This is a genomic window from Inquilinus sp. (assembly GCF_039594555.1).
Classification (GTDB): Bacteria; Pseudomonadota; Alphaproteobacteria; order DSM-16000; family Inquilinaceae; genus Inquilinus.
This window is the reverse complement of sequence record NZ_JBCNNF010000021.1, coordinates 1-21,254: the sequence shown is the minus strand read 5'-3', so window position 1 is coordinate 21,254 and position 21,254 is coordinate 1. Positions and strand designations below refer to the sequence as shown.

Below are 21,254 nucleotides of genomic sequence, written 5' to 3'. Positions count from 1 at the left end.
ATCCGATAGCAGCTTATTGCCGGTCCTGGTGTTTCTTCTCCAGAAAAATGCTGTTTCGCTTTTGGATCGGAAGCGGCTGTTTGAATCCTTGTATGGTTTTTGCCGAAATGGAAGCATGGATAGGAAGTAAAATCATGGTCGTTGTTGTGGCGAATGCGTCCGGGCTCGGGGCCAGGATTTCGGAGATCGATCTGGCCCAGCCCCTCGGTGAAGAGGATTTCGGCATTATTCTCGGATCCCTGGCGCAGCACGGGGTCATCTGGTTCCCGGGCCAGCAGATCGACGCAGGCCAGCTCAAGGCGTTCAGCGCCCGCTTCGGGACGCTGGAGATCAATGTCGCCAACGCATTCCAGGAGCCGGGCCACCCCGAGGTGATGATCCTGTCCAATATCACCGAGAATGGCCGGCCGATCGGCCTGTCGGATGCCGGCCAGGACTGGCACACCGACATGTCCTACAGCCGCGACATCGCCTTCGCGAATGTGCTCTACGCCATCAAGGTGCCGCGCCGCGACGGGGTGGCGCTGGGGGCCACCGAGTTCGCCGACATGTACGCCGCCTGTGAGGCGCTGCCGGACGAGGTCCGCAGGCGGCTGGAAGGCGCCACGGCGCTGCACGACTTCAACAAGTTCTGGGAGGAGATGCGGCGCCGGCCCGGCAGCAACCGGCCGCCCCTGACCGAGGAGCAGCGGCGGCAGAAGCCCCCGGTGTCCCACCCGATCCTCCTGCGCCACCCGATCAGCGGCCGCACCGTGCTGTACGCCAACCCCGGATACGCGATCCGGATCGACGGATGGGACAAGGACGAGAGCGACCGGATGCTCGATTTCCTGTTCGAGCACCAGCTGCAGGAGCGGTTCCGCTACACCCATCGCTGGCGCGAGGGCGACGTGCTGATGTGGGACAACATCTCGACGCTGCACAACGCCAGGCCGGACTACACCAAGGACGAGCACCGGCTGATCAAGCGGTGCCAGGTGATGGCCGACCGGGTGTTCGACGCGGCCTTCGCGCGGCAGGCCCGCCTCGGGGCGGCGTAGATCGCGCCCCTTGAGCGAAACTCAATCATCCTTTCGATATCGTCGTTTGACGGCGGCCGCGGATCCCCCTTCTCTGGTCGAAAAATCGGGAGGGTCGTTCCGTGCAAAGCTCAACATCCCCGCAGCCGGTCCGGCGCCGCCATGGGTGACGCCCGTCTTGCCCGGGCCGCATCCGTGGTCGGCGTCGGCCACACCGACTGGGTGGCCGACCATGCCGCCGTCCGGTCGGGTGCCAAGCCCCATGATTCCACCGGCTATGCCGCCGTCGCCTTCCGCGCGGCCCTGGCCGATGCCGGGATCGACCGCGACGAGATCGACGGGCTGATCGTCGGCCCGACCACGGCCTATGAGCGGGTGGCGGAGGTGCTGGGCCTGAACGTCCGCTGGGGCGGCCAGGCCGATGCGATGCTGGCCGTGATCGAAGCCTGCATGGCGGTCGCGACCGGCATGGCCGAGGTTGTCGCGCTGGTCTATGGCAACGACCAGCGGTCGGCCGCGGTGAACTATGGCGGGCCGGACGCGCAGGGCGGCGGCGCCTTCCTGTCCTATGTCTACCACGCGCCCTGGGGCTTCACCTCGCAGGGCGCCCTCTACGCCATGATGTTCCGGCGCTACATGGAACTGACCGGCCTGACCGAGGCCGAGCTGGGCGAGGTGGCGGTGGCCCAGCGCCTGGCCGCCAGCCGGAACCCGAACGCGCTGATGCGCAAGCCGATCGGCATCGAGGACTACCTGGCCTCGACCTATATCTGCGAGCCGCTGCACCTGTTCGACTACTGCCTGATCAACGATGGCGGCGTGGCGCTGATCATCGCCGAGGCCGGCCGCGCCAGGCGGATGACGTCGCGCGCGGTGCCGATCCACGGGGTCGGCCGGTCGGACCTGAACCGCGGCGCCACCAGCCTGGAGCCGCGGCTGTTCGACTTCTACCGCCCGGCCCAGCGCGAGACGGCGGCCCAGGTCTTCGACATGGCGGGCATCGGGCCGCGGGACATGAGCGCCCTGCAGATCTACGACAGCTTCTCCTGCCACATCCCCCTGGCGCTGGAGGGCTACGGCTACTGCGGCGACGGCGAGGCCGGGCGCTTCATGCGCGACCACGGCATCTCGCTGGCCCGCGGCCTGCCGGTCAATACCAGCGGCGGCCACCTGTCGGAGAGCTACATGCAGGGCTGGAACCACCAGGTCGAGGCCGTGCGCCAGGTGCGCGGCGAAGGCGGCGACCGGCAGGTGCCGGACTGCCGCTTCGTCCATTACAGCTCGGACGTGGCCGGCAAGGCCGTGTCCATCATCTACGGTCGATAGGCGGCGCAGATGGGCCTCTCCGAACGCGTTCTCACCCTCTACGACCGGCCGATGTGGGCGGCTCTGGACCAGGGGCGGCTGGAGCTGCAATGCTGCGCCGCCTGCGGCCGCTTCCGCTATCCGCCCGGCCCCGCCTGCCCGGACTGCCTGTCGCTCGACTATGCTTGGCAGCCGGTGTCCGGGCGCGGCACGATCCTGTCCTGGGTCGTCTTCCACCGGCAGTATTTCGACGACCATCCGCCGCCCTACAATGCGGTTGCGGTCCAGCTGGCCGAAGGGCCGATCGTCGTCTCCAACCTCGTGGGGGCGGAGCCGGCGGGAAGCTGGATCGGCGCGGAGGTCGAGATCTTCTGCCGCGCGCATGGCGACCGCATCCAGCACGCCGTCCGCCTGCGCGGCGACGGGCAGCCTCATCCGGGAAGCGACAATCGATGATCGAACAGGACGTATCCGTGGTCACCCGGCACGGCACGATGCCGGCCTTTACCGCCTGCCCGTCCGAACCCGGGCGCTATCCCGCGATCCTGGTCTACATGGACGCGCCCGGCATCCGGGAGGAGCTGCGCAACATGGCGCGGCGGATCGCCCGGCAGGGCTATTTCTGCGTGCTGCCCGACATGTACTACCGGCTCGGGCAGCTGCGCTTCGACCTGCCGCGGCGGGACGACCGCATGTCGGCCGTGATCGGCGCCGCCATGCGCCATCTCGACGACGACCGGGTGATGGAGGACACCGCCGGCCTGCTGGCCTTCGTCGACGCCCAGGACCGGGTGCGGCCCGGCCCGGTCGGCGCCGTCGGCTACTGCATGAGCGGCCGCTACGTCACCGTGGCCGCGGCCCGCTTCCCGCATCGCTTCGCCGGCGTCGGGTCGCTCTACGGCGTCGGCCTGGTGACCGAGGACGAGACGTCGCCGCACCGGCTGGTCGATCGCATCCGCGGCGAGATGTATTACGGCTTCGCCGAGACCGACGGCGCCGCCCCGCCCGAGACCATCGCCGCGCTGCAGGCGGCGCTCGACGCCGCCGGGACGCGCTATGTGCTGGATATCCATCCCGGCACCCGCCACGGCTACGGCTTCGCCGCCGGCGCGGCCTACGAGACGATCGCGGCCGAGAAGAGCTGGGACCGCCTGTTCGACCTGTGGGACAGGACGCTGACGTGACCCTGCCAGCAGAGCCGAACCGTCCCCTGGCCGGCGTCACCATCGTCGAGAGCTATGCGCCCGAGGCGCCGCTGATGCTGCGCCTGGCCGGGGGGCTGGCGGGCCGGATCGCCGCCGACCTCGGCGCCGGGGTGACCGTGCTGGAGGGGCCGGCGGGCGACCCGCTGCGGGGGGAGGCCGGCGCGGTCTTCGCCTTCCTGGGCGCCGGCAAGCGGTACCTGCCGTCCGGCGGCGCATCCGCGGACCGGCTGCTGCGAACGGCCGATGCCGCCATCCTGGATGCCGGGCCGGATCGCCCCCGCGACCGGCTGCCGCCGGTCGTCGCGCTGCTGTCCCCGTTCGCGGAAGATGCCGGGGCCGCACCGGCCAGCGAGTTCACCCTGATGGCCCTGAGCGGCCTGCTCGACCTCGTCGGCGATCCGGAGCGCGAGCCGCTGAAGCTGGCGGGCCACCAGGCCGCCTATGCCGCGGGCCTCGCCGCCTTCACCGGCATCGCCGCCGCCCTGTGCCGGCCGGCCACGCGCCGGACGGTGCGGGTCCATGTGCTGGACACGCTGGTCTGGCTGAACTGGAAGAGCCTGCCGATGACCCTGGCCCCGCCGCCGACCCGCGCCGGCGCCGACGCCGAATGGCAGGTGCTGCGCTGCGCCGATGGCTGGGTGGCGCTGGTGTATCAGGAGCCGGACTGGCCGATCCTGCGCGACTTCGTCGGCGACCCGCGGCTGGCCGCCCCGGACTTCGCCACCCGGGCCGGGCGGCTGGGGCGGATCGGCGAGGTGGCGCGCATCATCGAGGCGAAGTTCCTCACCCTGACCCGGCGCCAGCTGCACGACATCGCGCTCGACCGCCGCCTGCCCCTCGGGCCGGTCTGGTCGCCGCGCGAGGTGCGGGCGGAAGCGCAGAGCCTGGCGCGGGGCTTTCCGGCGCCGGTGGGCGACGAGAGCGCGGTGCCGCGGCTGCCCGTGATCTGGGGCGGCCGGACCTTCGGCCCGGGCGCAATCCCCGCCGCGGCCGGCGAGGCGGTGGCATGATGGCGCCGGTGCCGCCGGACAGGCCGCCGCTGGAGGGCTGCCGCGTGCTCGACCTCGGCATCATCACCGCCGGCGCCGCGACCTCGGCCCTCCTGGCCGATCTCGGGGCCGAGGTGATCAAGGTGGAGTCGCCGACCTATCGCGACCCGTTCCGGGTGTGGACCGAACCGGGCGCGCCGGCGGGCCGGATGCCGCCCTTCTTCCGCGCCACCAACCGCAACAAGGCCGGCATCAGCATCGACCTGAAGCACCCGGACGGCCGGGCCGCCCTGCTGCGCCTGGCCCGGCGCAGCGACGTGGTGGTCGAGAACTTCCGCCGCGGCGTCCTCGCGCGCTTCGACCTCGGCTACGACGTCCTGCGGGGCGCCAATCCGGATATCGTCCTGGCCTCGATCTCCAGCCAGGGCGAGACCGGGCCGGATGCCGGCTATGTCTCCTACGGCAGCACGCTGGAGGCGGTGTCGGGCCTGGCCTGGGCCGGCGGCTACGCCGATGGCGGGCCGGTGGTCAGCGGCCGCGACCTCAACTATCCCGACCAGGTCGTCGCGATCTTCGCCGCCGGGATGATCGCCACGGCGTGGCGGGCCAGCCGGTCGGGTGCCGGGGGCACCCATCTCGACCTGTCGCAGCGCGAGCTGACCAGCTTCCTGCTGGGGGAGGCGTTCGTGGCGGCGGAGGAGCCGGCGCGCCGCGGCAATGCCCAGCCGCCACACCGGCTGCAGGATTGCTTTCGCGATGCGGCCGGGCGCTGGGTCGCCGTCACGGTCGACGATCGCGACCTGCCGGCGCTGGACCGTCTTCTCGGGCTGCCGGCCGGGGCGGGGGACGCGGCCAGGCGGACGGCCCTGGCCGGCTGGATCGCCGGCCGCGACGCCGCGGCGGCGGTCGCCGGCCTTGCGGCGCTGTCCATCGCCGCGGCGCCGGTTCTGGGCGGGCGGGACCTGGCGGAGCATGAGGGGCGGCTGTGGGCGATGGCGATGACCCACGCCGCCGACGGCGCCTGGCTGAAGGGCTTCCCGTTCCAGCTGGAGGAGGCGCCGCTGTCGGTCCGGCGCGACGCCCCGGGCGTCGGCGCCGACACGGCGCGGGTGCTGATGGAGATCGCCGGCTATTCGGCGGCCGAGGTCGCGGCGCTGGCGGCCGGCGGCGTGATCGAGGTCGCCGCCGGGGCAGGCGCCGCATGAACGGTCTTTGCCCCGGGGAACCGGTGCGAGGCCTCGTAGCGTGCGGCCTCGCCCAGGATCCAGTCGCGGAACTCCACCAGCCGCGGGTTCTTGGCCGCGTGCTCGTAGTACATCAGGTGATAGGCGTTGCCGTTCTGCAGGATGAAGTCGAAGGCCGGGACGAGACGGCCGGTCTCGAGGTCCTCGATCACCAGCGCCATCTGGCCGATGGCGATGCCGATCCCCTCGATCGCCGCCTGGTAGGCCAGGCTGGAGCTTTCGAAGCGCAGGCCGCGGGCGGGGTCGACATCGGTGGCGCCGGCGGCGGCCAGCCAGTCCTGCCAGTCATCCGGCCGGGCCAGGGAGTGCAGCAGCGTGTGCCGGCTGAGGTCGTTGTATTCGCGCAGCGGCGGGTCCGCGCGCAGCAGGGCGGGGCTGCAGACCGGGATCAGCTCGCTGCCGGCCAGGCGGTGCGAGATCACGCCGTCCCAGTCGCCGCGCCCTTGCTGGATCGCGACATCGACCTCGCCGGTGACGAGGTAATGCGTCGGCAGCGGCGCCAGCATCGTCGTCAGATGCAGCTCCCGCGTCGGGTACATCTTGTGGAACAGGGGCAGCCGCGGCATCAGCCAGCGCAGCGTGAAGGTCATCGCCGACTGGATGCGCAGCGACCGTTCGCGATGGGCGTTCAGCAGGCGCTTGGTCGCGTTGTCGGCCCGCTCGAACACGTCGGTCAGGGCGCCGACATAGGCGCGGCTGGCATCGGTCATGCGCAGGTCGCGATGGGTCCGGTCGAACAGCTCGACCCCCAGGAAATCCTCCAGCAGCTTGATCTGGCGGCTGATCGCCCCGGGGGTGACGTGCAGTTCCTCGGCCGCACGCGTAAAACTCACATACCGGCCGGCGGCTTCGAAGGCGCGCAGCGCGTTCAGTGGGGGCAGGCGCCACGCCATGGACATTCTCCCTTGAGTATTTTTCACATGACGCTAGGGCGCTGGAGCGGCCGGCGCAAGCCTGCAGAGGGGCGATGGGCATGAAGCTCTACTGGTCGCCGCGGTCGCCCTTCGTGCGGAAGGTGATGCTGGTGGCGCATGAGGCCGGCCTGGCCGGGCGGATCGAGACGGAAGCGGTGCAGGTCACGGCGGTCCAGACGCATTCCCGGGTGATGGCGCACAACCCCGTGGGCAAGATCCCGACGCTGGTGCTGGAGGACGGCACGGCGATCTACGACTCCCCCGTGATCTGCGAATTCCTCGACACCCTCCATGACGGCCCCCCGCTGCTGCCGCGGGATCCGGCGGCGCGGCTCCGGGCCCGGCGGTGGGAAGCGCTGGGCGACGGGCTGGCCGAGACGCTGCTGGTCTGGCTGGGGGAACGGTTCCGCCAGCAGCCGGGGCAGTCGGAGAGCCGCATCACCGTCTGCCGCACCAAGCTGGCCGCCATCCTGTCGGCGCTGGAGGGGGAGGCCGCGGATCTCGAGGCCGCGCCGTTCGGCATCGGCCAGGCGGCGATCGGCGCGGCGCTGGCCTATCTCGACTTCCGCTTCGGCGACGTGGCGTGGCGGCCGGACCATCCCCGGCTGGCCGCCTGGCATGCGGGCTTCTCGGCCCGGCCATCCGCCGTGGCGACGGCCTTCTGGGATGAACTCGCGGCTGCGGCCGGCACGGAACCTGGGACGAAGGGACGATGACGATCAAGGGCAAGGCCTATATCGCCGGGGCCTATGAGCATCCGACGCGCAAGGCACCGGACAAGTCGGTGGCGCAGCTGCATGCCGAGGTGGCGCTGGGGGCGCTGGCGGATGCCGGCCTCTCCAAGGACGATGTCGACGGCTATTTCTGCGGCGGCGACGCACCGGGCACCGGCCCGCTGTCGATGCTGGAATACATGAACCTGAACGTCCGGCACGTCGATTCCACCAATATCGGCGGGTCGTCCTACATCGCCCATGTCGGCCATGCGGCCGAGGCGATCGCCGCCGGGAAATGCGATGTGGCGCTGATCACCCTGGCCGGGCGGCCGCGCAGCGACGGGTCGTCGAACGGCACCGCGCCGCGGCGGGACGATCCCGCGCAGCCCGACTTCCCGTGGGAAAACTCCTTCGGGATGGAGACGCTGAACGCCTACGCCATGTGCGCGATGCGGCACATGCACGAATTCGGCACCACCAGCGAGCAGCTGGCCTGGATCAAGGTCGCGGCCTCGCACCACGCCCAGCACAACCCCCACGCCCTGCTGCGCAACGTGGTCACGGTGGAGGAGGTGCTGGCCTCGCCGATGATGGCCGATCCGCTGCACCGCCTGGATTGCTGCGTCGTCAGCGACGGCGGCGGCGCGCTGGTGGTGGTGCGGCCGGAGATCGCGCGCAGCCTGAAGCGGCCGCTGGTCAAGGTGATCGGCGCGGGCGAGGCGGTGAAGCACCAGGCCGGCGGACGCATCGACCTGACCACCAGCGGCGCCGTCCGCTCCGGCGCCGCGGCCTTCGCCGAGGCCGGGGTGACGCCGGCCGACGTCAGATACGTCTCGGTCTATGACAGCTTCACCATCACGGTGCTGGTGCAGCTGGAGGATCTGGGCTTCTGCCCGAAGGGGCAGGGCGGGCGCTTCGTCGCCGACGGCAACCTGATCTCGGGCCAGGGCCGGCTGCCCTTCAACACCGATGGCGGCGGGCTGTGCAGCAACCACCCGGTGCATCGCGGCGGCATGACCAAGGTGCTGGAGGCGGTGCGCCAGCTGCGGGGCGAGGCGCATCCGGCGGTGCAGGTGCCGGGCTGCGACATTGCCCTGGTGCACGGCACCGGCGGGCTGATCAGCATGCGGCACGGCTCCGCGACGCTGATCCTGGAACGCGAATAGGAGACGCCGCCATGGACGCGATCGAGGCGATGGGCCTGCACAGCCCGGAGAATGTCGAGTTCTGGTCCGCCCTGAGGGGCGGGCGCTTCCTGGTGCGGCGCTGCGCATCCTGCGGCGAGGCGCATTGGTATCCGCGAGCGATCTGCCCCTTCTGCTTCAGCACCGACACGCGGTGGGAGGACGGGGCCGGCCGGGGCACGATCTATTCCTACACGATCATGCGCCGTGCCGCGGTGCCCTACGCCATCGCCTTCGTCACCCTGGCGGAAGGGCCGACGATGATGACCAACATCGTCGATTGCGATTTCAACCGGATCCGCATCGGGCAGCCCGTCCGGCTGGTGGTGCGGGAGCGCGCCGACGGCCTGCCGCTCCCCGTCTTCACCCCGGCCTGAGGCCCGGCCGATGAGCTGGATCCAGGCCAACGGCGCGGTGCTGCGCTACGAGCTGTCGGGCCGGGGCGGGCCGCCCCTGGTGCTGGTGCATGAGATGGGGGGCACGCTGGAAAGCTGGGACGCGGTCGCGCCCGTCCTGGCCCGGTCCCGCCAGGTGCTGCGCTACGACATGCGCGGCTCCGGCCTGTCGGAGAAGGTGCGGGGCACGCTCGCGCTCGGCACCCTGGCCGACGACCTGGCCGCCCTGATGGACCGGCTCGGCATCGCGGGGCCGGCCGTGGTGGCGGGCTGCGCCGTCGGGGCGGCGGTCGCGCTCGGCTTCACCGCGCAATACCCCGACCGCGTCGCCGGCCTCGTCGCCATGGCGCCGGCCACCGGCCTGCCGCCGGACCGGCAGGCGGCGACGCTGGCCCGGGCGGACCGGCTGGACCAGGATGGGCTGCGGGCGGTGGCCGATCTCGATTCCCTGCCGACAGGGGCATCGCCCCCGGACCCGGCGGAGCAAGACCGCTGCCGCCGGCTGGCGAACGACCCGCACGGGGTGGCGGCGCTGCAGCGCATGCTGGCGGGGCTGGCCATGGAGGGCGACCTGGCCCGCATCCGCTGCCCGGCGCTGGTGCTGGCCGGCCGCCGCGATCCCTACCGGCCGCCGGAGGTGGTGGAGAAGGTGGCCCGCGCCATCGCCGGCGCCCGGCTGGAGGTGCATGACACCGGCCATGTCATGCCGGTGGACACGCCCGATCTGGTGGTCGAGGTGATCGAGCGGTTCTGGGCCGAGGTCGCGGCCGGGACCGTTTGAGGAAACCTCACAATGGTTTGCGGTTAAGTCGTTTGATCCCGCGGGACGGCTGAGAGACCGTCTTCGGAATTCGAAATCCGGACAGACAGGGGAGGAACCATGCCGGCGCCGATCACGCGCAGCCTCGGCGAGTTTGCCAGCGCGCTGACCTTCGAAGCCTTGCCCAGCACGGCGGTCGAGGCCGTCATCACCGGCTTCACCGATTCCGTGGCCGTGATGTATTCCGGCATGGCCTTCCCGCTGTCGCGGATCGCCCTCGAGACCATCGGCACGCGCGGCCCCAGCGCCGAATCCCGGCTGCTGCTGGGGGCAGAGCGCGCATCGACGGTCGATGCCGCTTTGGTCAACTCGGCCACGCTGGGCGCCGGCGTGTTCGACGACGTCGCCTTCGCCGGCTGCCACACCAGCGTGATCCTGCTGCCGGCCCTGTTCGCCGAGGCCGATGCCCTGGGCCTGGGCGGGCGCGACGTCATTCGCGCCTATGCCGCGGGCTACGAGGCCTGGGCGCGGCTGTCCGAACGCGACCCCGATTCCTATTCCTCGAAGGGCTGGCACGCGACCGCGTGCTTCGGCCCGGTGGCCGGGGCCATTGCCGTGTCCAACCTGCGGGGCTTCGATGCGGCGCAGACGGCGCGGGCGATCGGCATCGCCGCCGCCATGTCCGGCGGCATCACCCGCAGCTTCGACCACCAGATCGGGCCGTTCCAGGTGGCCCGTGCCTCGGCCGCGGGCGTCCATGCCGCGCGCCTCGCCCAGGCCGGGCTGACGGCGGCCGAGGATGCGCTCGAATTCCCGGGCCGGGGCCTGCTGTCGGCCCTGTCGCCGCGCGGCCAGGTCGATCTCGACCGGCCGATCGACGATCTGGGCCGGGCCTGGCGGCTGGAGACGGTGGGGATCCACGTCAAGCAGCACCCGGTCGGCAACATGATGCAGCGGGCGCTGGACGGGATCCTCGATCTCGTGCGCGGCCACGACGTGGTGCCGGAGCAGGTGGCGCGGATCGAAGCGCTGATCAGCGAAGCGCAGATGGAGGTGCACCGGAAGTCGCCCTCGACCTCCGGCAGCCATCTGGTGCCGTCGCACAGCATCGAGCTCGCGCTCGCGGCCGCGGTGATCGACCGCCGCATGACCTACGGCCATCTCAAGGAACCGTTCTACGGCCGCGACGACGTGCGCGCGATGATGGCGCGGGTGGATATCGTGCCGGATCCGACGATCCCGGCCGACACCACGCCCAATCTCGGCTTCAGCGGCGGCATCCGGCTGCATCTGAGGGATGGCCGGACGCTGGAGGCGCCGAGCGTGCCCTTCGCCCGCGGCCACTGGACCCGGCGCCTGACCGCCGACGATGCGTGGCGGAAGTTCAGCACCTGCACCGAAGGCCGGCTGTCGCTACGGGCGGCGCGGATCCTGTTCGACCAGCTGCAGTCGCTGGACCGGCTGGACGCCATCCGGGACCTGAACCCGCCGGACTAGCCACGGCGCTCAACAACAACACGCAACAGGGAGGGGATGATGGACGAAAAGAGAACGGCCGGCGGCATTGGCCGGCGCGACCTGCTGGCCGCGGCGACCGTCGCCGGCGCGGCGGCGGCCATGGCCGTTGGCGCGGATGGCGGGGGCAAGGCCCTGGCGGCGTCCGGGCCGGCGCCGATGTGGACGCCGGTGCCGCTGCCGCCGCAGGCCCCGGCGAAGGAAGGGCTGGCGGAGCTGCCGGGCACGCGGCTGTGGTACTGGGACACGGGCGGGACGGGCGCGCCGGTGATCTTCCTGCATGCCGGCACGCAGAGCGGGGCGGGCTGGGGCTACCAGCAGCCGGTCTTCGCCAAGGCGGGCTATCGCGCCATCGGCTATTCCCGCCGCGGCTACCGCGGGTCGGATGCGGGTGACAACGCCGATCCCGGCGTGGCGTCGGAGGATCTGCACGCGCTGATCGGCGTCCTCGGCCTCGACCGCGTGCATCTGGTGGCGGCGGCCCATGGCGGCTATTTCGCGATCGACTACACCCTGTCGCATCCAGACAAGGTGCGCAGCCTGACCGTGCTGTCGTCGCTGATGGGCATCCAGGATGCGGACTACAAGGCGGTGAATGCCCGCCTGCGGCCGAAATTCTTCGCCGACCTGCCGCATGATTTCCAGGAGCTGGGGCCGTCCTACCGCGCCGGCGACCCGGCCGGGCTCGAGGCCTGGAACACGATGGTGCACGAGGCGATCCCGGGCACCCGCATCGACCCGAAGCTGGCCCATCAGATCACCTGGGCGGCACTGGAGACGATCCGCGTCCCGACGCTGCTGATGACCGGCGACGCCGACCTCTACACCCCGCCGTCGCTGCTGCGGATGCAGGCGGCCCATATCCCGCATGCCCAGGTCGAGATCATCCCCGAGGCGGCGCATTCCGCGAATTGGGAGCGGCCGGAGCTGTTCAACCGGCTGGTCCTCGACTTCATCGCCAAGCACTGACATCACGGGGGGAGAGCGCCATGGGGATGGCCCTGCTGCATCGGTTCTGGCGCGTGGGCGCCGTCCTGCTGGCGCTTCTGCCGTCCGCCGCGGCCGGGGCGGATGGCCGGGCGGAGCTGCCCGGCGTCTCCCTGGCGTACACCGATACGGGCGGGGCCGGGGTGCCGGTCATCCTGGTCCATGCCCTGACCGGGACGAAGGCCAGCTGGGAGGCGCAGCTGCAGGCCTTTTACCAGGCCGGGTTCCGCGCCATCGCCTTCGACCGCCGCGGCTGGGGGCAGAGCATGGCGGTGCCCGCGACCGGCGACCAGCCGGGCACCGTGGCCGGCGATATCGACGCGCTGGCCACGCATCTCGGCCTCGACCGGTTCCACCTGGTCGGGATCGCCGGCGGCGGCTTCGCCGCCCTCGACTACGCCGCCTGGCATCCCGAGCGGCTCCGCAGCCTGGTCGTCGCCGCCAGCACCGGATCGATCGACGAGCCGGAGATCAAGACCTTCAGCCGGCGGATCGAGATCCCGGGCGTGGCCTGGCCGTCGGTCACTCTCGAGGTCGGGCCCTCCTATATCGGCGGGAACCCCGACGGCCTGGCCCGGTGGCAGGCGATCGAGGAGCATGCGCGGCAGCCCGGGGCGCCGTCCCAGCCGCTGCGCACGCCCAACACCTTCGCCAAGATCGAGGCGATCGAGACGCCGGTGCTGGTCATGGCGGGCGACGCCGACCTGCTGGCGCCGCCCGGCCTGATGCGCATCTGGGCGGCCCGGATCCGTCACCACGAATGGGCCCAGGTGCCGGAGGCCGGGCATTCCATCGCCTGGGAGCAGCCGGAGATCTTCAACGCCCAGGTGATCGATTTCCTGCGGCGGCATTGAATTCATCGGCCGTGCGAGTTGTGAGAAAAGCTCAATCAACGGCCCAAATAACTCGTTTGACGGCCTGAGCTCTATCGCAGCAAATCTCAAGACAAGACGCGGCGCGGCGACCATCGCCGCAAAGACGGGTGTGGGGGAGGGGGCTAGTCGGATGGCGGTTGATTTCTCGGTCGAAGCGCATGTCGCCACCGTGGTCCTGAACCGGCCCGAAGCCATGAACGCGATCGACCCGGAGACCCAGGCCGGCCTGGCCGAATGCTGGCGCCGGGTCCGGGAGGATGACGGGATCCGCGTCGTCCTCCTGACCGGCGCCGGCGACCGCGCCTTCAGCACCGGCGCCGACCTGAAGAAGACGATGCCGCCGGCGGACAGCTATGCGTCGCTGGCCTTCGGCCGCGGCGACGCCGGCTTCCTGGACGGGATGGATGTCGGCAAGCCCGTGATCTGCGCCATTAACGGCTTCGCCCTGGGCGGCGGGCTGGAGCTGGCGCTTGCCTGCGACATCCGCATCGCCGCCGACACGGCGCGCTTCGGCTTTCCCGAGGTGCGCGTCGGCAGCATCCCGGGCGGCGGCGGCACGCAGCGCCTGCCGCGCACGGTCGGCCGCAGCGACGCCATGCTGCTGCTGCTGACCGGCGACGTGATCGACAGCGCCGAGGCGCTGCGCCTGGGCATCGTCAGCCGCGTCGTCCCGGCCGCCGACCTGCTGCGCGAGGCGCAGGCCGTCGCCGGCCGGATCGCCGCCAACGCGCCGCTGGCCGTGCGCGCGGTGAAGCATCTCGTCGGCTATGGTGAGGGCCTGCCGGTCGGCACCGCCGTGGCCGCGGAACGCCTCGTCTGGGGCGTGCTGCGCGACACCGAGGATCGCATCGAAGGGCGCCTGGCCTTCCAGGAGAAGCGCCGGCCGGTGTTCAAGGGCCGCTGACCACAAGATCAAGCCCCGGCGGCGGACAACGACCGTCCGGGGCGGAAATGGGGAGGGAACCGATGTCCGTTTCGAAGCAGTTGAAGGCCGCGCTCTGCGGCGCCCTGGCCATGCTGGCCGTCGGGGCCGCGGCCGTGCCGGCGCAGGCCCAAGACCAGGCGCTGATCGACGCCGCCAAGAAGGAAGGCGAGCTGACCTGGTACACCGGCTTCGTCGTCAACCTGCTGGTCCGGCCGCTGGCCGAGGCGTTCGAGGCCAAGTACGGCATCAAGGTCAACTATGTCAGCTCCAGCGATTCCGAGATGCTGCTGCGCCTGACCAACGAGGCCAGGGCCGGAACGCCGGTCGGCGACGTGTTCGACACGCCGGGCACGCTGGTGCCGCCGCTCAAGGAAGCCGGCCTGATCGCGCATTACCCCGTGGCCTCGGCCAAGGACTACCCGGCGGAGCTGCGGGACAAGGACGGCTACTGGACCTCGATCTTCGTCCTGTACCTGACCACCGGCTACAACACCGACCTGGTCAGCGACGACGAGGCGCCGAAGACCTTCCAGGACCTGCTCGACCCGAAATGGAAGGGCAAGATGGTGTGGACCGACACCCGCACCATCTCCGGCCCCGCCGGCTTCATCGCCAACATCCTGGCGACGATGGGCGAGAAGGACGGCATGGACTATCTGCAGCGCCTGGCGCAGCAGGACATCGTCGGCATCCCGTCCAACCAGCGCGTGGTGCTGGACCAGGTGATCGCCGGGCAGTACCCGATCGGCCTGATGATCTACAACCACCACACGGTCATCAGCCAGGCCCAGGGCGCGCCGATCAAATGGGTGAAGATGGAGCCGCTTGTCGCCAATGTCGGCGTCGTCGCCCTGGCCAAGAACGCGCCGCATCCGAATGCTGGCAAGCTGTTCCTCGAATTCGTGCTGGGCGAGGAGGGGCAGACGGTGCTGGCCAATGCCGGATACCCGCCGGCGCATCCGGCGGTGCGGGCCAAGAACCCGTCGATCACCCCGACCGGCGGCGACTTCAAGACCACGCTGCTGACGCCGGAGATGACCGGCGCGCCGCTGGCGGGGTGGCTGAAGATCTATGACGGGCTGTTCAAGTGACCAGCCAGGCCGCATCCGGCGTGGCGCCGACCCGGCGCAGGGCGGCGGCGCCGGGGCTGGGCGCCCGGCTGCGCGGTCCGGCCGGCCTGCTGTCGCTGGCGATGATCGCGATGGTGGCGGCGGTCGTTCTGCCGCCGATCGTGATCCTGATCCAGAACAGCATCAGCACCACCAATCCGGACGGGTCGCATGCCGGCTTCACGGCCAGCCACTACGCCCGACTGCTGTCCGACCCGAAGCTCTACACCAGCGCCTGGCATTCGGTGCTGTTCGCGGCCCTGTCGACCGTGTTCTCGCTGCTGCTGGGCGGGCTCCTGGCCTGGGTGGTCGAGCGCACCAACGCCCCGTTCAAGGGGCTGGCGTATCTGACCAACATCGTGTCGCTGGGGATGCCCTTCATCCTCTACATCCTGGCCTGGATGTTCCTGCTGGGCCGGGCCGGGCCGCTGAACGACCTCTATCGCGGCCTCGGCGGCGACGGCGTCCTGTTCGCGGTCAACTCCATGGCCGGGATGGTGCTGGTCGAGACCTTCTCCTGGCTGCCGCTGGTGTTCCTGCTGCTCTCGGCCACCTTCCGCGCCGCCAATGGCGAGATGGAGGAGGCGGCGCGGATGAGCGGGGCGACGATGCTGGACGTGATCCGGCGGGTGTCGCTGCCGATGGCCCGGCCGGCGATCGTGGCGACGGCCCTGTTCGTCTTCGTCTGCAGCCTCGAGGCATTCGACGTCCCGGTCCTGATCGGCAAGCCCGGCGGCATCGACGTGCTGACCTCGGACATCTATTTCAGCATCCGGGCCGTGCCGCCGGATATCGGCCATGCCAGCGCCTATTCGGTGGTGCTGACCGCGGTGATCGGGGTGCTGATGTATTTCTACGGCCGGATCTCGCGGCGGGCCGAACGCTTCGCCACCGTTACCGGCAAGAGCTTCCGGCCGCGGTCGATCGATCTCGGCTGGGGAAGGTGGCTGGGCGGCGCCCTGGTGCTGTTCAACTTCCTCGTCGTCCTGGCGCTGCCGCTGCTGGCGCTGGCCTGGGTCTCGTTCCTGCCCTTCGTGCGGTCGATCCGGCTGGCGGCGCTGTCGTCCATGACCCTGGTCAACTACCAGGCGGTGCTGCAGGACAAGGGCTACCTGATGCTGACCGTCAACACGCTGGTGATCGCCGCCGCGGCCGCCACCGTGACCATGGCTCTAATGCTGGTGGCCGGCTGGCTGGTGGCGCGGCGCCGGCTCGGGGCCACGATCCTCGACCAGCTGACGACCATGCCGCTGCTGCTGCCCGGCATCGTCCTCGGCGTGTCGATGATGGAGCTGGCGCTGCGCTCGCCGATCCCGCTCTACGGCACGCTGGCCATCATCGTCATCGCCTTCGTCAACCGCTACATGCCCTACGGCATGCGCTACGCCTTCTCCGGCGCGCTGCAGATCCATCGCGAGCTGGAAGAGGCGGCCAGCGTCTCCGGCGCCGGCACGCTGACCATGCTGCGCCGGGTGGTGGCGCCGCTGCTGCTGCCGGCGCTGGCGGCCGGGTGGCTGTTCGTGTTCCTGAACGCGGCAAAGGAGCTGACGATCCCGCTGGTCCTGGCGGGACCGCGGTCGCAGACCATGTCGGCCGCGATCTTCGAGCAGGCCAGCAACGGGCAGTTCAGCGAGCTGGCGGCGCTGGGCCTGCTGTGGACCCTGCTGATGACCGTCTTCGCCGTCTGCTTCTATATCCTCATGCGCCGCCGGTCGGCCGATACCTTCGGGAGGTGACCCCATGACCGCATCGACCACGCCGGCCCTCGACGTCCGCGGCCTGGGCAAGATCTTCGTCACCGGGCTGGACGGCATCGCCGGCGGCGTGCACGAAGCCAGCTTCAGCCTGGCCCCGGGCACCTTCTTCACGCTCCTGGGCCCCTCGGGCTGCGGCAAGACCACGACGCTGCGCTGCGTCGCCGGGCTGGAGCAGCCGGACCGCGGCATCATCCGCCTGGGCGACACCGCGCTGTTCGACGCCGCCCGGCGGATCAACGTGCCGCTGAACCGCCGCACCATCGGCATGGTGTTCCAGTCCTACGCGATCTGGCCGCATATGACGGTGTTCGAGAACGTCGCCTTCCCCCTGCGCGTCGCCAAGGACCGGCGGTTCGACCGGTCGGAGATCCAGCGGCTGGTGGGCGAGGCGCTGGAGCGGGTCAATCTCGCCGGCTTCCAGACCCGGCCGGCGACGCGCTTGTCCGGCGGCCAGCAGCAGCGTGTGGCGCTGGCCCGCGCCATCGTCCGGCAGCCGAAGCTGCTGCTGCTGGACGAGCCGCTCAGCAATCTCGACGCCACCCTGCGCGACGAGATGCGCAACGAGCTGAAGCGCCTGCAGCGGCAGGTCGGCGTCACCACCGTCTACGTCACCCACGACCAGACGGAGGCGCTGGAGATGTCGGACCTGGTGGCGGTGATGGACCAGGGGCGCATCGTCCAGATGGGCGCGCCGCGGGACATCTACTTCCGGCCCCGCAACGCCTTCGTCGCCGGCTTCGTCGGCGCCACCAACCTGGTCCAGGGCGTGGTGCAGGAGGCGGTGGGCCGCAATGGCATCGCCCCCGTGCGCCTGTCCGGGGGGCAGACCGTGCGGTGCCTGTTCCAGGACCCGGCATCGGCCGACCAGCCGATCGCGGTGTCGATCCGGCCCGAGGCGATCGCGCTGCGCCAGCCGGGCGCCGGGGGGCGGGACCGCTGCAACCAGGTGACGGGCAAGGTGGCGATGACCGGGTTCCTCGGCAGCGCCAACCGCTACGGCGTCCAGGTCGGCGACCTGCAGTTCGAGGTCTCGACCGGCTCCGACCTGGCCGTGCCAATCGGGTCGGATGTGGTGCTCGAGTTTTCCTATGACGGCGCCCTGGGCGTCCCCCTGGCCGGCGCCGAGGCGGCGGCCGCCTGAGGTGGTGTGTGGAGCGGAAGGATGATCGATAAATTCGTGGCCGGCATGGCGCAGGCCATGGCCGGAATCCGCGACGGCGACACGGTGCTGGTCGGCGGCTTCGGCGCCGTCGGCCACCCCTATGCCCTGATCGACGCGCTGGTCGAGCAGGGCGCGCGGGACCTGACGGTGGTCGCCAACAATGCCGGCTGGGCGCCGGACAAGGGATTGCCGAAGCTGATGGCGCTGGGCCGGGTGCGCAAGCTGGTCTGCAGCTTCCCCCGCGGCTCCGGCGTGTTCGATGAGCTGTACCGCGCCGGGCGGATCGAGCTGGAGATCGTGCCGCAGGGCACGCTGGCCGAACGCATCCGGGCGGCCGGCGCCGGCATCCCGGCCTTCTTCACCGCCACGGCGGCCGGTACCTTGCTGGCCGAGGGGAAGGAGGTGCGCGAGATCGGCGGCCGGTCCTATGTGCTAGAGCAGGCGCTGCACGGCGACGTCGCGCTGGTCGAGGCGTGGCGGGCCGATCGCTGGGGCAACCTGACCTATCGCGGCACCGGCCGGAACTTCAATCCGATCATGGCCGCGGCCGGCCGCCTGACCATTGTCCAGACCCAGCATATCGCCGATCTCGGGTCGCTGGATCCGGAGGTGATCGTCACGCCCGGACTGTTCGTGGACCGGGTGATCCATGTGCCCTATGGCGATCCGCCGCGGCAGTGACGGCGATGACCCCAACGGAGACAGCAGCGATGACCACGTCCACCTCGCCCGCCTTCCGCCCGCTGGACCGGCCGGGCATGGCCGCACGGGTGGCCGCCGACATCCCGGAAGGCTGGTGCGTCAATCTCGGCATCGGCATGCCGACCCTGGTGGCCGACCACGTGCCGCCGGATCGCGAGGTGATCTTCCACTCGGAGAACGGACTGATCGGCATGGGGCCGGTGCCGCCTGAGGACGCAGTCGATCCCTGGGTGATCAATGCCGGCAAGCAGAACGTGACGATGCGCACCGGCGCGGCGCTGGTCCATCACGGCGACAGCTTCGCCATCATCCGCGGCGGCCATCTCGACCTCTGCCTGCTCGGGGCGTACGAGGTCTCCGCGGCCGGCGACCTCGCCAACTGGGCAACGTCGGAGGCGGAGGCCGCGCCGGCCGTCGGCGGCGCGATGGACCTCGCCGTCGGGGCGAAGCGGCTGTGGGTGATGATGGAGCACACCACGCGGGACGGCCGGCCGAAGCTGGTCGATCGCTGCTCCTATCCCCTGACCGCGCCACGCGCGGTGACGCGCATCTACACCAATCTCGCCGTCATCGATGTGACGCCGGAGGGGTTCGAGGTCCGGAACATCGTTCCGGGGCTGTCGCTTGAGGACCTACAGTCCAAGACCGGCGCCGCGCTCCGAACGCGATCCTGAAGGGGAGAGACCGCGCGCCCGCGACGGCCGCCCGTAAGGTCAGCGGGATGACGGCGGCCGGGCGCCCGAGCCCGGCGCCGATGGTCCCGGGCGTGTGGCGGCCCCGCCCGACGGCGTGACCATCCGCGACCGGCTGAGGGACTGCGCCGTCTCCATGGCGAAGGGGGCGAAGCGGGTGGCGAAGTCCTGCGGCGCCCATTCCGCCACCGACCCGGCGATGTGGACAGCGGCCACAGGCACGCCCGAGGTGTCGGTCACCGCCACTCCGATGGTCAATTCGCCCGGCACCGTCTCCTCCACCGCCAGGCCGAAGCCCTGCGCCCGGGCCTCCGCCACCTTGGCTCGGATCGCGGCGCGGTCGGTGATCGTGTTCGGCGTCAGCGGCGACCGGTCGGAGCGGGCGATGATGTCGTCCACCCGGTCGTCCGGCAGGGCGGCCAGGATGGCGCGGCCGCCGGCGGAGGAGAACACCGGCACCCGGCGGCCGATCAGCGTGCCGTAGAAGTACTCGCGCTTGCTCTGCTGCCGGATGGCGTAGATCAGCGTCAGGTCGTCGTGCAGACTGAGATTGACCCGCTCGCCGCAGGCGCGGCGCAGCTCGATCAGTGCCGGCGTCGCCGCCTCGATCAGCGGGTTCGAGCGCAGGTAGAAATAGCCGAGCGTCAGCACCCGCTTGCCCAGCTTGAAGCGCCGGGTCCGCTCGTTCTTCTCCAGATAGCCGGCCTGCCACAGCGAATGGGCGAAGCGCTGCGCCGCGCTCTTGTCCAGCCCAGTCAGGCCGGCGATCTCGGTCAGCCCCAGCTCCTCGGTCGAATGGCCGAAGGCCTCCAGCACGCGAAAGGCCTTCTCCACCGAGGCCACGGTCAGGGAATCGCCGGACAAAACAGCTCCTGTCCCATTGACGGGCATGCGCAAATCGCCTTACGATTTATAGTATCACAATACGATACAGATGCACAACAAACAGCGATAACAGGCGGTCGCCGCGGCAATGATCGGCGTCGCCGGAGCAGGAGGCATCGCATGTCCGGATATGCGCAGGGCAGGGCGGGAACCGTTTCGGACCGGCCGGCCATGAAGGGGCGTCAGGCCGTCGGCGCTGCCGTCATCGGCAACATCCTCGAATGGTATGATTTCGCCATCTACGGCTATCTGGCGACGCTGATCGCCCACGCGTTCTTCCCCTCGGCGGACGAGGTCGGGGCGCTGCTGTCCACCTTCGCGGCCTTCGGCGTCGGCTTCGTCGCCCGCCCGATCGGCGGCATCGTCATCGGCCGCATCGGCGACACGCGCGGCCGCAAGGCGGCGCTGGTGCTGACCATCTTCATGATGGCCATCGGCACCGTCGGCATCGGCCTGATCCCGGACCATTCGACCATCGGCGTGCTGGCCCCGGTGCTGCTGGTGGTCTGCCGCCTGCTGCAGGGCTTCTCGGCCGGCGGCGAATGGGGCGGGTCGACCGCCTTCATCGTCGAATGGGCGCCGCCGGGCCGGCGCGGCTTCTTCGGCAGCTTCCAGCAGGCCAGCGTGGCGCTGGGCCTGCTGCTGGGCTCCGGCGTCGCCGCCCTGTTCAGCACCGTGCTGACCGCCGACCAGATGGCCGGCTGGGGCTGGCGCATCCCGTTCCTGATCGGTGCCATCCTGGTGCCGGTCGGCATCTACATGCGCCGCAACATCGACGAGACGCCGGCCTATCGCGCGGCCCACGAAACGGCGAAGAAGACGGCGCCGGCCGCCCCGGCGGACTCGCCGCTGGTGCTGGCCGGCCGGGCCTTCGGCTTCACCATCATTTGGCTCGCGTCGCCCGCTCTCACGCC

At 70.8% G+C, this 21,254-nt stretch carries 22 protein-coding genes; 20 read left to right on the top strand and 2 right to left on the bottom strand.

Features of this window, described 5'->3' with window-relative positions; translation table 11 throughout:
• Nucleotides 1-134 precede the first annotated feature (134 nt).
• The 6 genes from ABDW35_RS03995 to ABDW35_RS03970 all read left to right on the top strand — a co-directional run bounded on the left by ABDW35_RS03995 (nt 135) and on the right by ABDW35_RS03970 (nt 5,723).
• A complete protein-coding gene (locus ABDW35_RS03995; RefSeq protein WP_343712556.1) occupies nt 135-1,040 on the top strand; it encodes a TauD/TfdA family dioxygenase in 906 nt (301 codons plus the stop codon).
• A gap of 141 nt (nt 1,041-1,181) precedes the next feature.
• A complete protein-coding gene (locus ABDW35_RS03990) occupies nt 1,182-2,345 on the top strand; it encodes a thiolase family protein (RefSeq protein WP_343712555.1) in 1,164 nt (387 codons plus the stop codon).
• A 9-nt stretch (nt 2,346-2,354) separates the two neighbouring features.
• Nucleotides 2,355-2,780, top strand: a complete 426-nt coding sequence (locus ABDW35_RS03985) for an OB-fold domain-containing protein (RefSeq protein WP_343712554.1) — start codon at nt 2,355-2,357, stop codon at nt 2,778-2,780.
• The gene (locus ABDW35_RS03980) at nt 2,777-3,508 is read left to right on the top strand and encodes a dienelactone hydrolase family protein (RefSeq protein ID WP_343712553.1); all 732 of its coding nucleotides are present in this window, start codon (nt 2,777-2,779) and stop codon (nt 3,506-3,508) included. The genes ABDW35_RS03985 and ABDW35_RS03980 overlap by 4 nt, the downstream gene beginning before the upstream one ends.
• Nucleotides 3,505-4,539, top strand: a complete 1,035-nt coding sequence (locus ABDW35_RS03975; RefSeq protein ID WP_343712552.1) for a CoA transferase — start codon at nt 3,505-3,507, stop codon at nt 4,537-4,539. Before ABDW35_RS03980 ends, ABDW35_RS03975 begins: the two co-directional genes overlap by 4 nt.
• The gene (locus tag ABDW35_RS03970; RefSeq protein ID WP_343712551.1) at nt 4,536-5,723 is read left to right on the top strand and encodes a CoA transferase; all 1,188 of its coding nucleotides are present in this window, start codon (nt 4,536-4,538) and stop codon (nt 5,721-5,723) included. The genes ABDW35_RS03975 and ABDW35_RS03970 overlap by 4 nt, the downstream gene beginning before the upstream one ends.
• Here the strand turns inward: ABDW35_RS03970 and gcvA are convergent.
• A complete protein-coding gene (gcvA, locus tag ABDW35_RS03965) occupies nt 5,648-6,655 on the bottom strand; it encodes a transcriptional regulator GcvA (protein WP_343712550.1) in 1,008 nt (335 codons plus the stop codon). The two genes, ABDW35_RS03970 and gcvA, sit on opposite strands and share 76 nt — an antisense overlap.
• An 80-nt stretch (nt 6,656-6,735) precedes the next feature.
• On the opposite strand from gcvA, the gene ABDW35_RS03960 reads away from it, so the two are divergent.
• The 13 genes from ABDW35_RS03960 (at nt 6,736) to ABDW35_RS03900 (ending at nt 19,437) form a co-directional block, all read left to right on the top strand.
• Nucleotides 6,736-7,392, top strand: coding sequence for a glutathione S-transferase N-terminal domain-containing protein (locus ABDW35_RS03960; protein ID WP_343712549.1), 657 nt, complete (start codon nt 6,736-6,738; stop codon nt 7,390-7,392).
• Nucleotides 7,389-8,558: a thiolase domain-containing protein gene (locus ABDW35_RS03955; RefSeq protein ID WP_343712548.1), complete on the top strand. Its 1,170-nt coding sequence runs from the start codon at nt 7,389-7,391 to the stop codon at nt 8,556-8,558. Before ABDW35_RS03960 ends, ABDW35_RS03955 begins: the two co-directional genes overlap by 4 nt.
• An 11-nt stretch (nt 8,559-8,569) precedes the next feature.
• Nucleotides 8,570-8,953 carry an OB-fold domain-containing protein gene (locus tag ABDW35_RS03950; protein ID WP_343712547.1) on the top strand — a complete coding sequence of 128 codons (384 nt, stop codon included), beginning with the start codon at nt 8,570-8,572 and terminating at the stop codon, nt 8,951-8,953.
• A gap of 10 nt (nt 8,954-8,963) precedes the next feature.
• Nucleotides 8,964-9,752: an alpha/beta fold hydrolase gene (locus ABDW35_RS03945; RefSeq protein WP_343712546.1), complete on the top strand. Its 789-nt coding sequence runs from the start codon at nt 8,964-8,966 to the stop codon at nt 9,750-9,752.
• Nucleotides 9,753-9,851: 99 nt separating this feature from the next.
• On the top strand, nt 9,852-11,228 hold the full coding sequence (locus tag ABDW35_RS03940) for an MmgE/PrpD family protein (protein ID WP_343712545.1): 1,377 nt from the start codon (nt 9,852-9,854) through the stop codon (nt 11,226-11,228).
• Between the two features lie 39 nt (nt 11,229-11,267).
• Nucleotides 11,268-12,215, top strand: coding sequence for an alpha/beta hydrolase (locus tag ABDW35_RS03935; protein ID WP_343712544.1), 948 nt, complete (start codon nt 11,268-11,270; stop codon nt 12,213-12,215).
• 20 nt (nt 12,216-12,235) lie between these two features.
• Nucleotides 12,236-13,087 carry an alpha/beta hydrolase gene (locus tag ABDW35_RS03930; protein ID WP_343712543.1) on the top strand — a complete coding sequence of 284 codons (852 nt, stop codon included), beginning with the start codon at nt 12,236-12,238 and terminating at the stop codon, nt 13,085-13,087.
• A 151-nt stretch (nt 13,088-13,238) separates the two neighbouring features.
• On the top strand, nt 13,239-14,012 hold the full coding sequence (locus ABDW35_RS03925; RefSeq protein WP_343712542.1) for an enoyl-CoA hydratase-related protein: 774 nt from the start codon (nt 13,239-13,241) through the stop codon (nt 14,010-14,012).
• Between the two features lie 62 nt (nt 14,013-14,074).
• Nucleotides 14,075-15,124, top strand: coding sequence for an extracellular solute-binding protein (locus ABDW35_RS03920; protein WP_343712541.1), 1,050 nt, complete (start codon nt 14,075-14,077; stop codon nt 15,122-15,124).
• Nucleotides 15,121-16,878: an iron ABC transporter permease gene (locus ABDW35_RS03915; protein ID WP_343712540.1), complete on the top strand. Its 1,758-nt coding sequence runs from the start codon at nt 15,121-15,123 to the stop codon at nt 16,876-16,878. Before ABDW35_RS03920 ends, ABDW35_RS03915 begins: the two co-directional genes overlap by 4 nt.
• Nucleotides 16,879-16,882: 4 nt before the next feature.
• Nucleotides 16,883-18,040 carry an ABC transporter ATP-binding protein gene (locus tag ABDW35_RS03910; RefSeq protein ID WP_343712539.1) on the top strand — a complete coding sequence of 386 codons (1,158 nt, stop codon included), beginning with the start codon at nt 16,883-16,885 and terminating at the stop codon, nt 18,038-18,040.
• A 21-nt stretch (nt 18,041-18,061) separates the two neighbouring features.
• Complete coding sequence (locus ABDW35_RS03905) at nt 18,062-18,742, top strand: 3-oxoacid CoA-transferase subunit A (RefSeq protein WP_343712538.1); 681 nt, start codon at nt 18,062-18,064, stop codon at nt 18,740-18,742.
• A 29-nt stretch (nt 18,743-18,771) separates the two neighbouring features.
• Complete coding sequence (locus tag ABDW35_RS03900) at nt 18,772-19,437, top strand: 3-oxoacid CoA-transferase subunit B (protein ID WP_343712537.1); 666 nt, start codon at nt 18,772-18,774, stop codon at nt 19,435-19,437.
• Between the two features lie 39 nt (nt 19,438-19,476).
• Here ABDW35_RS03900 and ABDW35_RS03895 read toward each other — a convergent pair whose 3' ends face one another.
• A complete protein-coding gene (locus ABDW35_RS03895) occupies nt 19,477-20,319 on the bottom strand; it encodes an IclR family transcriptional regulator (RefSeq protein ID WP_343712536.1) in 843 nt (280 codons plus the stop codon).
• 192 nt (nt 20,320-20,511) lie between these two features.
• On the opposite strand from ABDW35_RS03895, the gene ABDW35_RS03890 reads away from it, so the two are divergent.
• The coding region (locus ABDW35_RS03890) for an MFS transporter (protein WP_343712535.1) at nt 20,512-21,254 on the top strand (743 nt) is incomplete at its 3' end.

Excerpts from the sequence above, each read along its gene's own strand:
- ABDW35_RS03995 (WP_343712556.1), top strand. The coding sequence starts at position 135 with ATGGTCGTTGTTGTGGCGAATGCGTCCGGGCTCGGGGCCAGGATTTCG.
- ABDW35_RS03990 (WP_343712555.1), top strand. The coding sequence starts at position 1,182 with ATGGGTGACGCCCGTCTTGCCCGGGCCGCATCCGTGGTCGGCGTCGGC.
- ABDW35_RS03985 (WP_343712554.1), top strand. The coding sequence starts at position 2,355 with ATGGGCCTCTCCGAACGCGTTCTCACCCTCTACGACCGGCCGATGTGG.
- ABDW35_RS03980 (WP_343712553.1), top strand. The coding sequence starts at position 2,777 with ATGATCGAACAGGACGTATCCGTGGTCACCCGGCACGGCACGATGCCG.
- ABDW35_RS03970 (WP_343712551.1), top strand. The coding sequence starts at position 4,536 with ATGATGGCGCCGGTGCCGCCGGACAGGCCGCCGCTGGAGGGCTGCCGC.
- gcvA (WP_343712550.1), bottom strand. The coding sequence starts at position 6,655 with ATGGCGTGGCGCCTGCCCCCACTGAACGCGCTGCGCGCCTTCGAAGCC.
- ABDW35_RS03960 (WP_343712549.1), top strand. The coding sequence starts at position 6,736 with ATGAAGCTCTACTGGTCGCCGCGGTCGCCCTTCGTGCGGAAGGTGATG.
- ABDW35_RS03955 (WP_343712548.1), top strand. The coding sequence starts at position 7,389 with ATGACGATCAAGGGCAAGGCCTATATCGCCGGGGCCTATGAGCATCCG.
- ABDW35_RS03950 (WP_343712547.1), top strand. The coding sequence starts at position 8,570 with ATGGACGCGATCGAGGCGATGGGCCTGCACAGCCCGGAGAATGTCGAG.
- ABDW35_RS03945 (WP_343712546.1), top strand. The coding sequence starts at position 8,964 with ATGAGCTGGATCCAGGCCAACGGCGCGGTGCTGCGCTACGAGCTGTCG.
- ABDW35_RS03940 (WP_343712545.1), top strand. The coding sequence starts at position 9,852 with ATGCCGGCGCCGATCACGCGCAGCCTCGGCGAGTTTGCCAGCGCGCTG.
- ABDW35_RS03935 (WP_343712544.1), top strand. The coding sequence starts at position 11,268 with ATGGACGAAAAGAGAACGGCCGGCGGCATTGGCCGGCGCGACCTGCTG.
- ABDW35_RS03930 (WP_343712543.1), top strand. The coding sequence starts at position 12,236 with ATGGGGATGGCCCTGCTGCATCGGTTCTGGCGCGTGGGCGCCGTCCTG.
- ABDW35_RS03925 (WP_343712542.1), top strand. The coding sequence starts at position 13,239 with ATGGCGGTTGATTTCTCGGTCGAAGCGCATGTCGCCACCGTGGTCCTG.
- ABDW35_RS03920 (WP_343712541.1), top strand. The coding sequence starts at position 14,075 with ATGTCCGTTTCGAAGCAGTTGAAGGCCGCGCTCTGCGGCGCCCTGGCC.
- ABDW35_RS03910 (WP_343712539.1), top strand. The coding sequence starts at position 16,883 with ATGACCGCATCGACCACGCCGGCCCTCGACGTCCGCGGCCTGGGCAAG.
- ABDW35_RS03905 (WP_343712538.1), top strand. The coding sequence starts at position 18,062 with ATGATCGATAAATTCGTGGCCGGCATGGCGCAGGCCATGGCCGGAATC.
- ABDW35_RS03900 (WP_343712537.1), top strand. The coding sequence starts at position 18,772 with ATGACCACGTCCACCTCGCCCGCCTTCCGCCCGCTGGACCGGCCGGGC.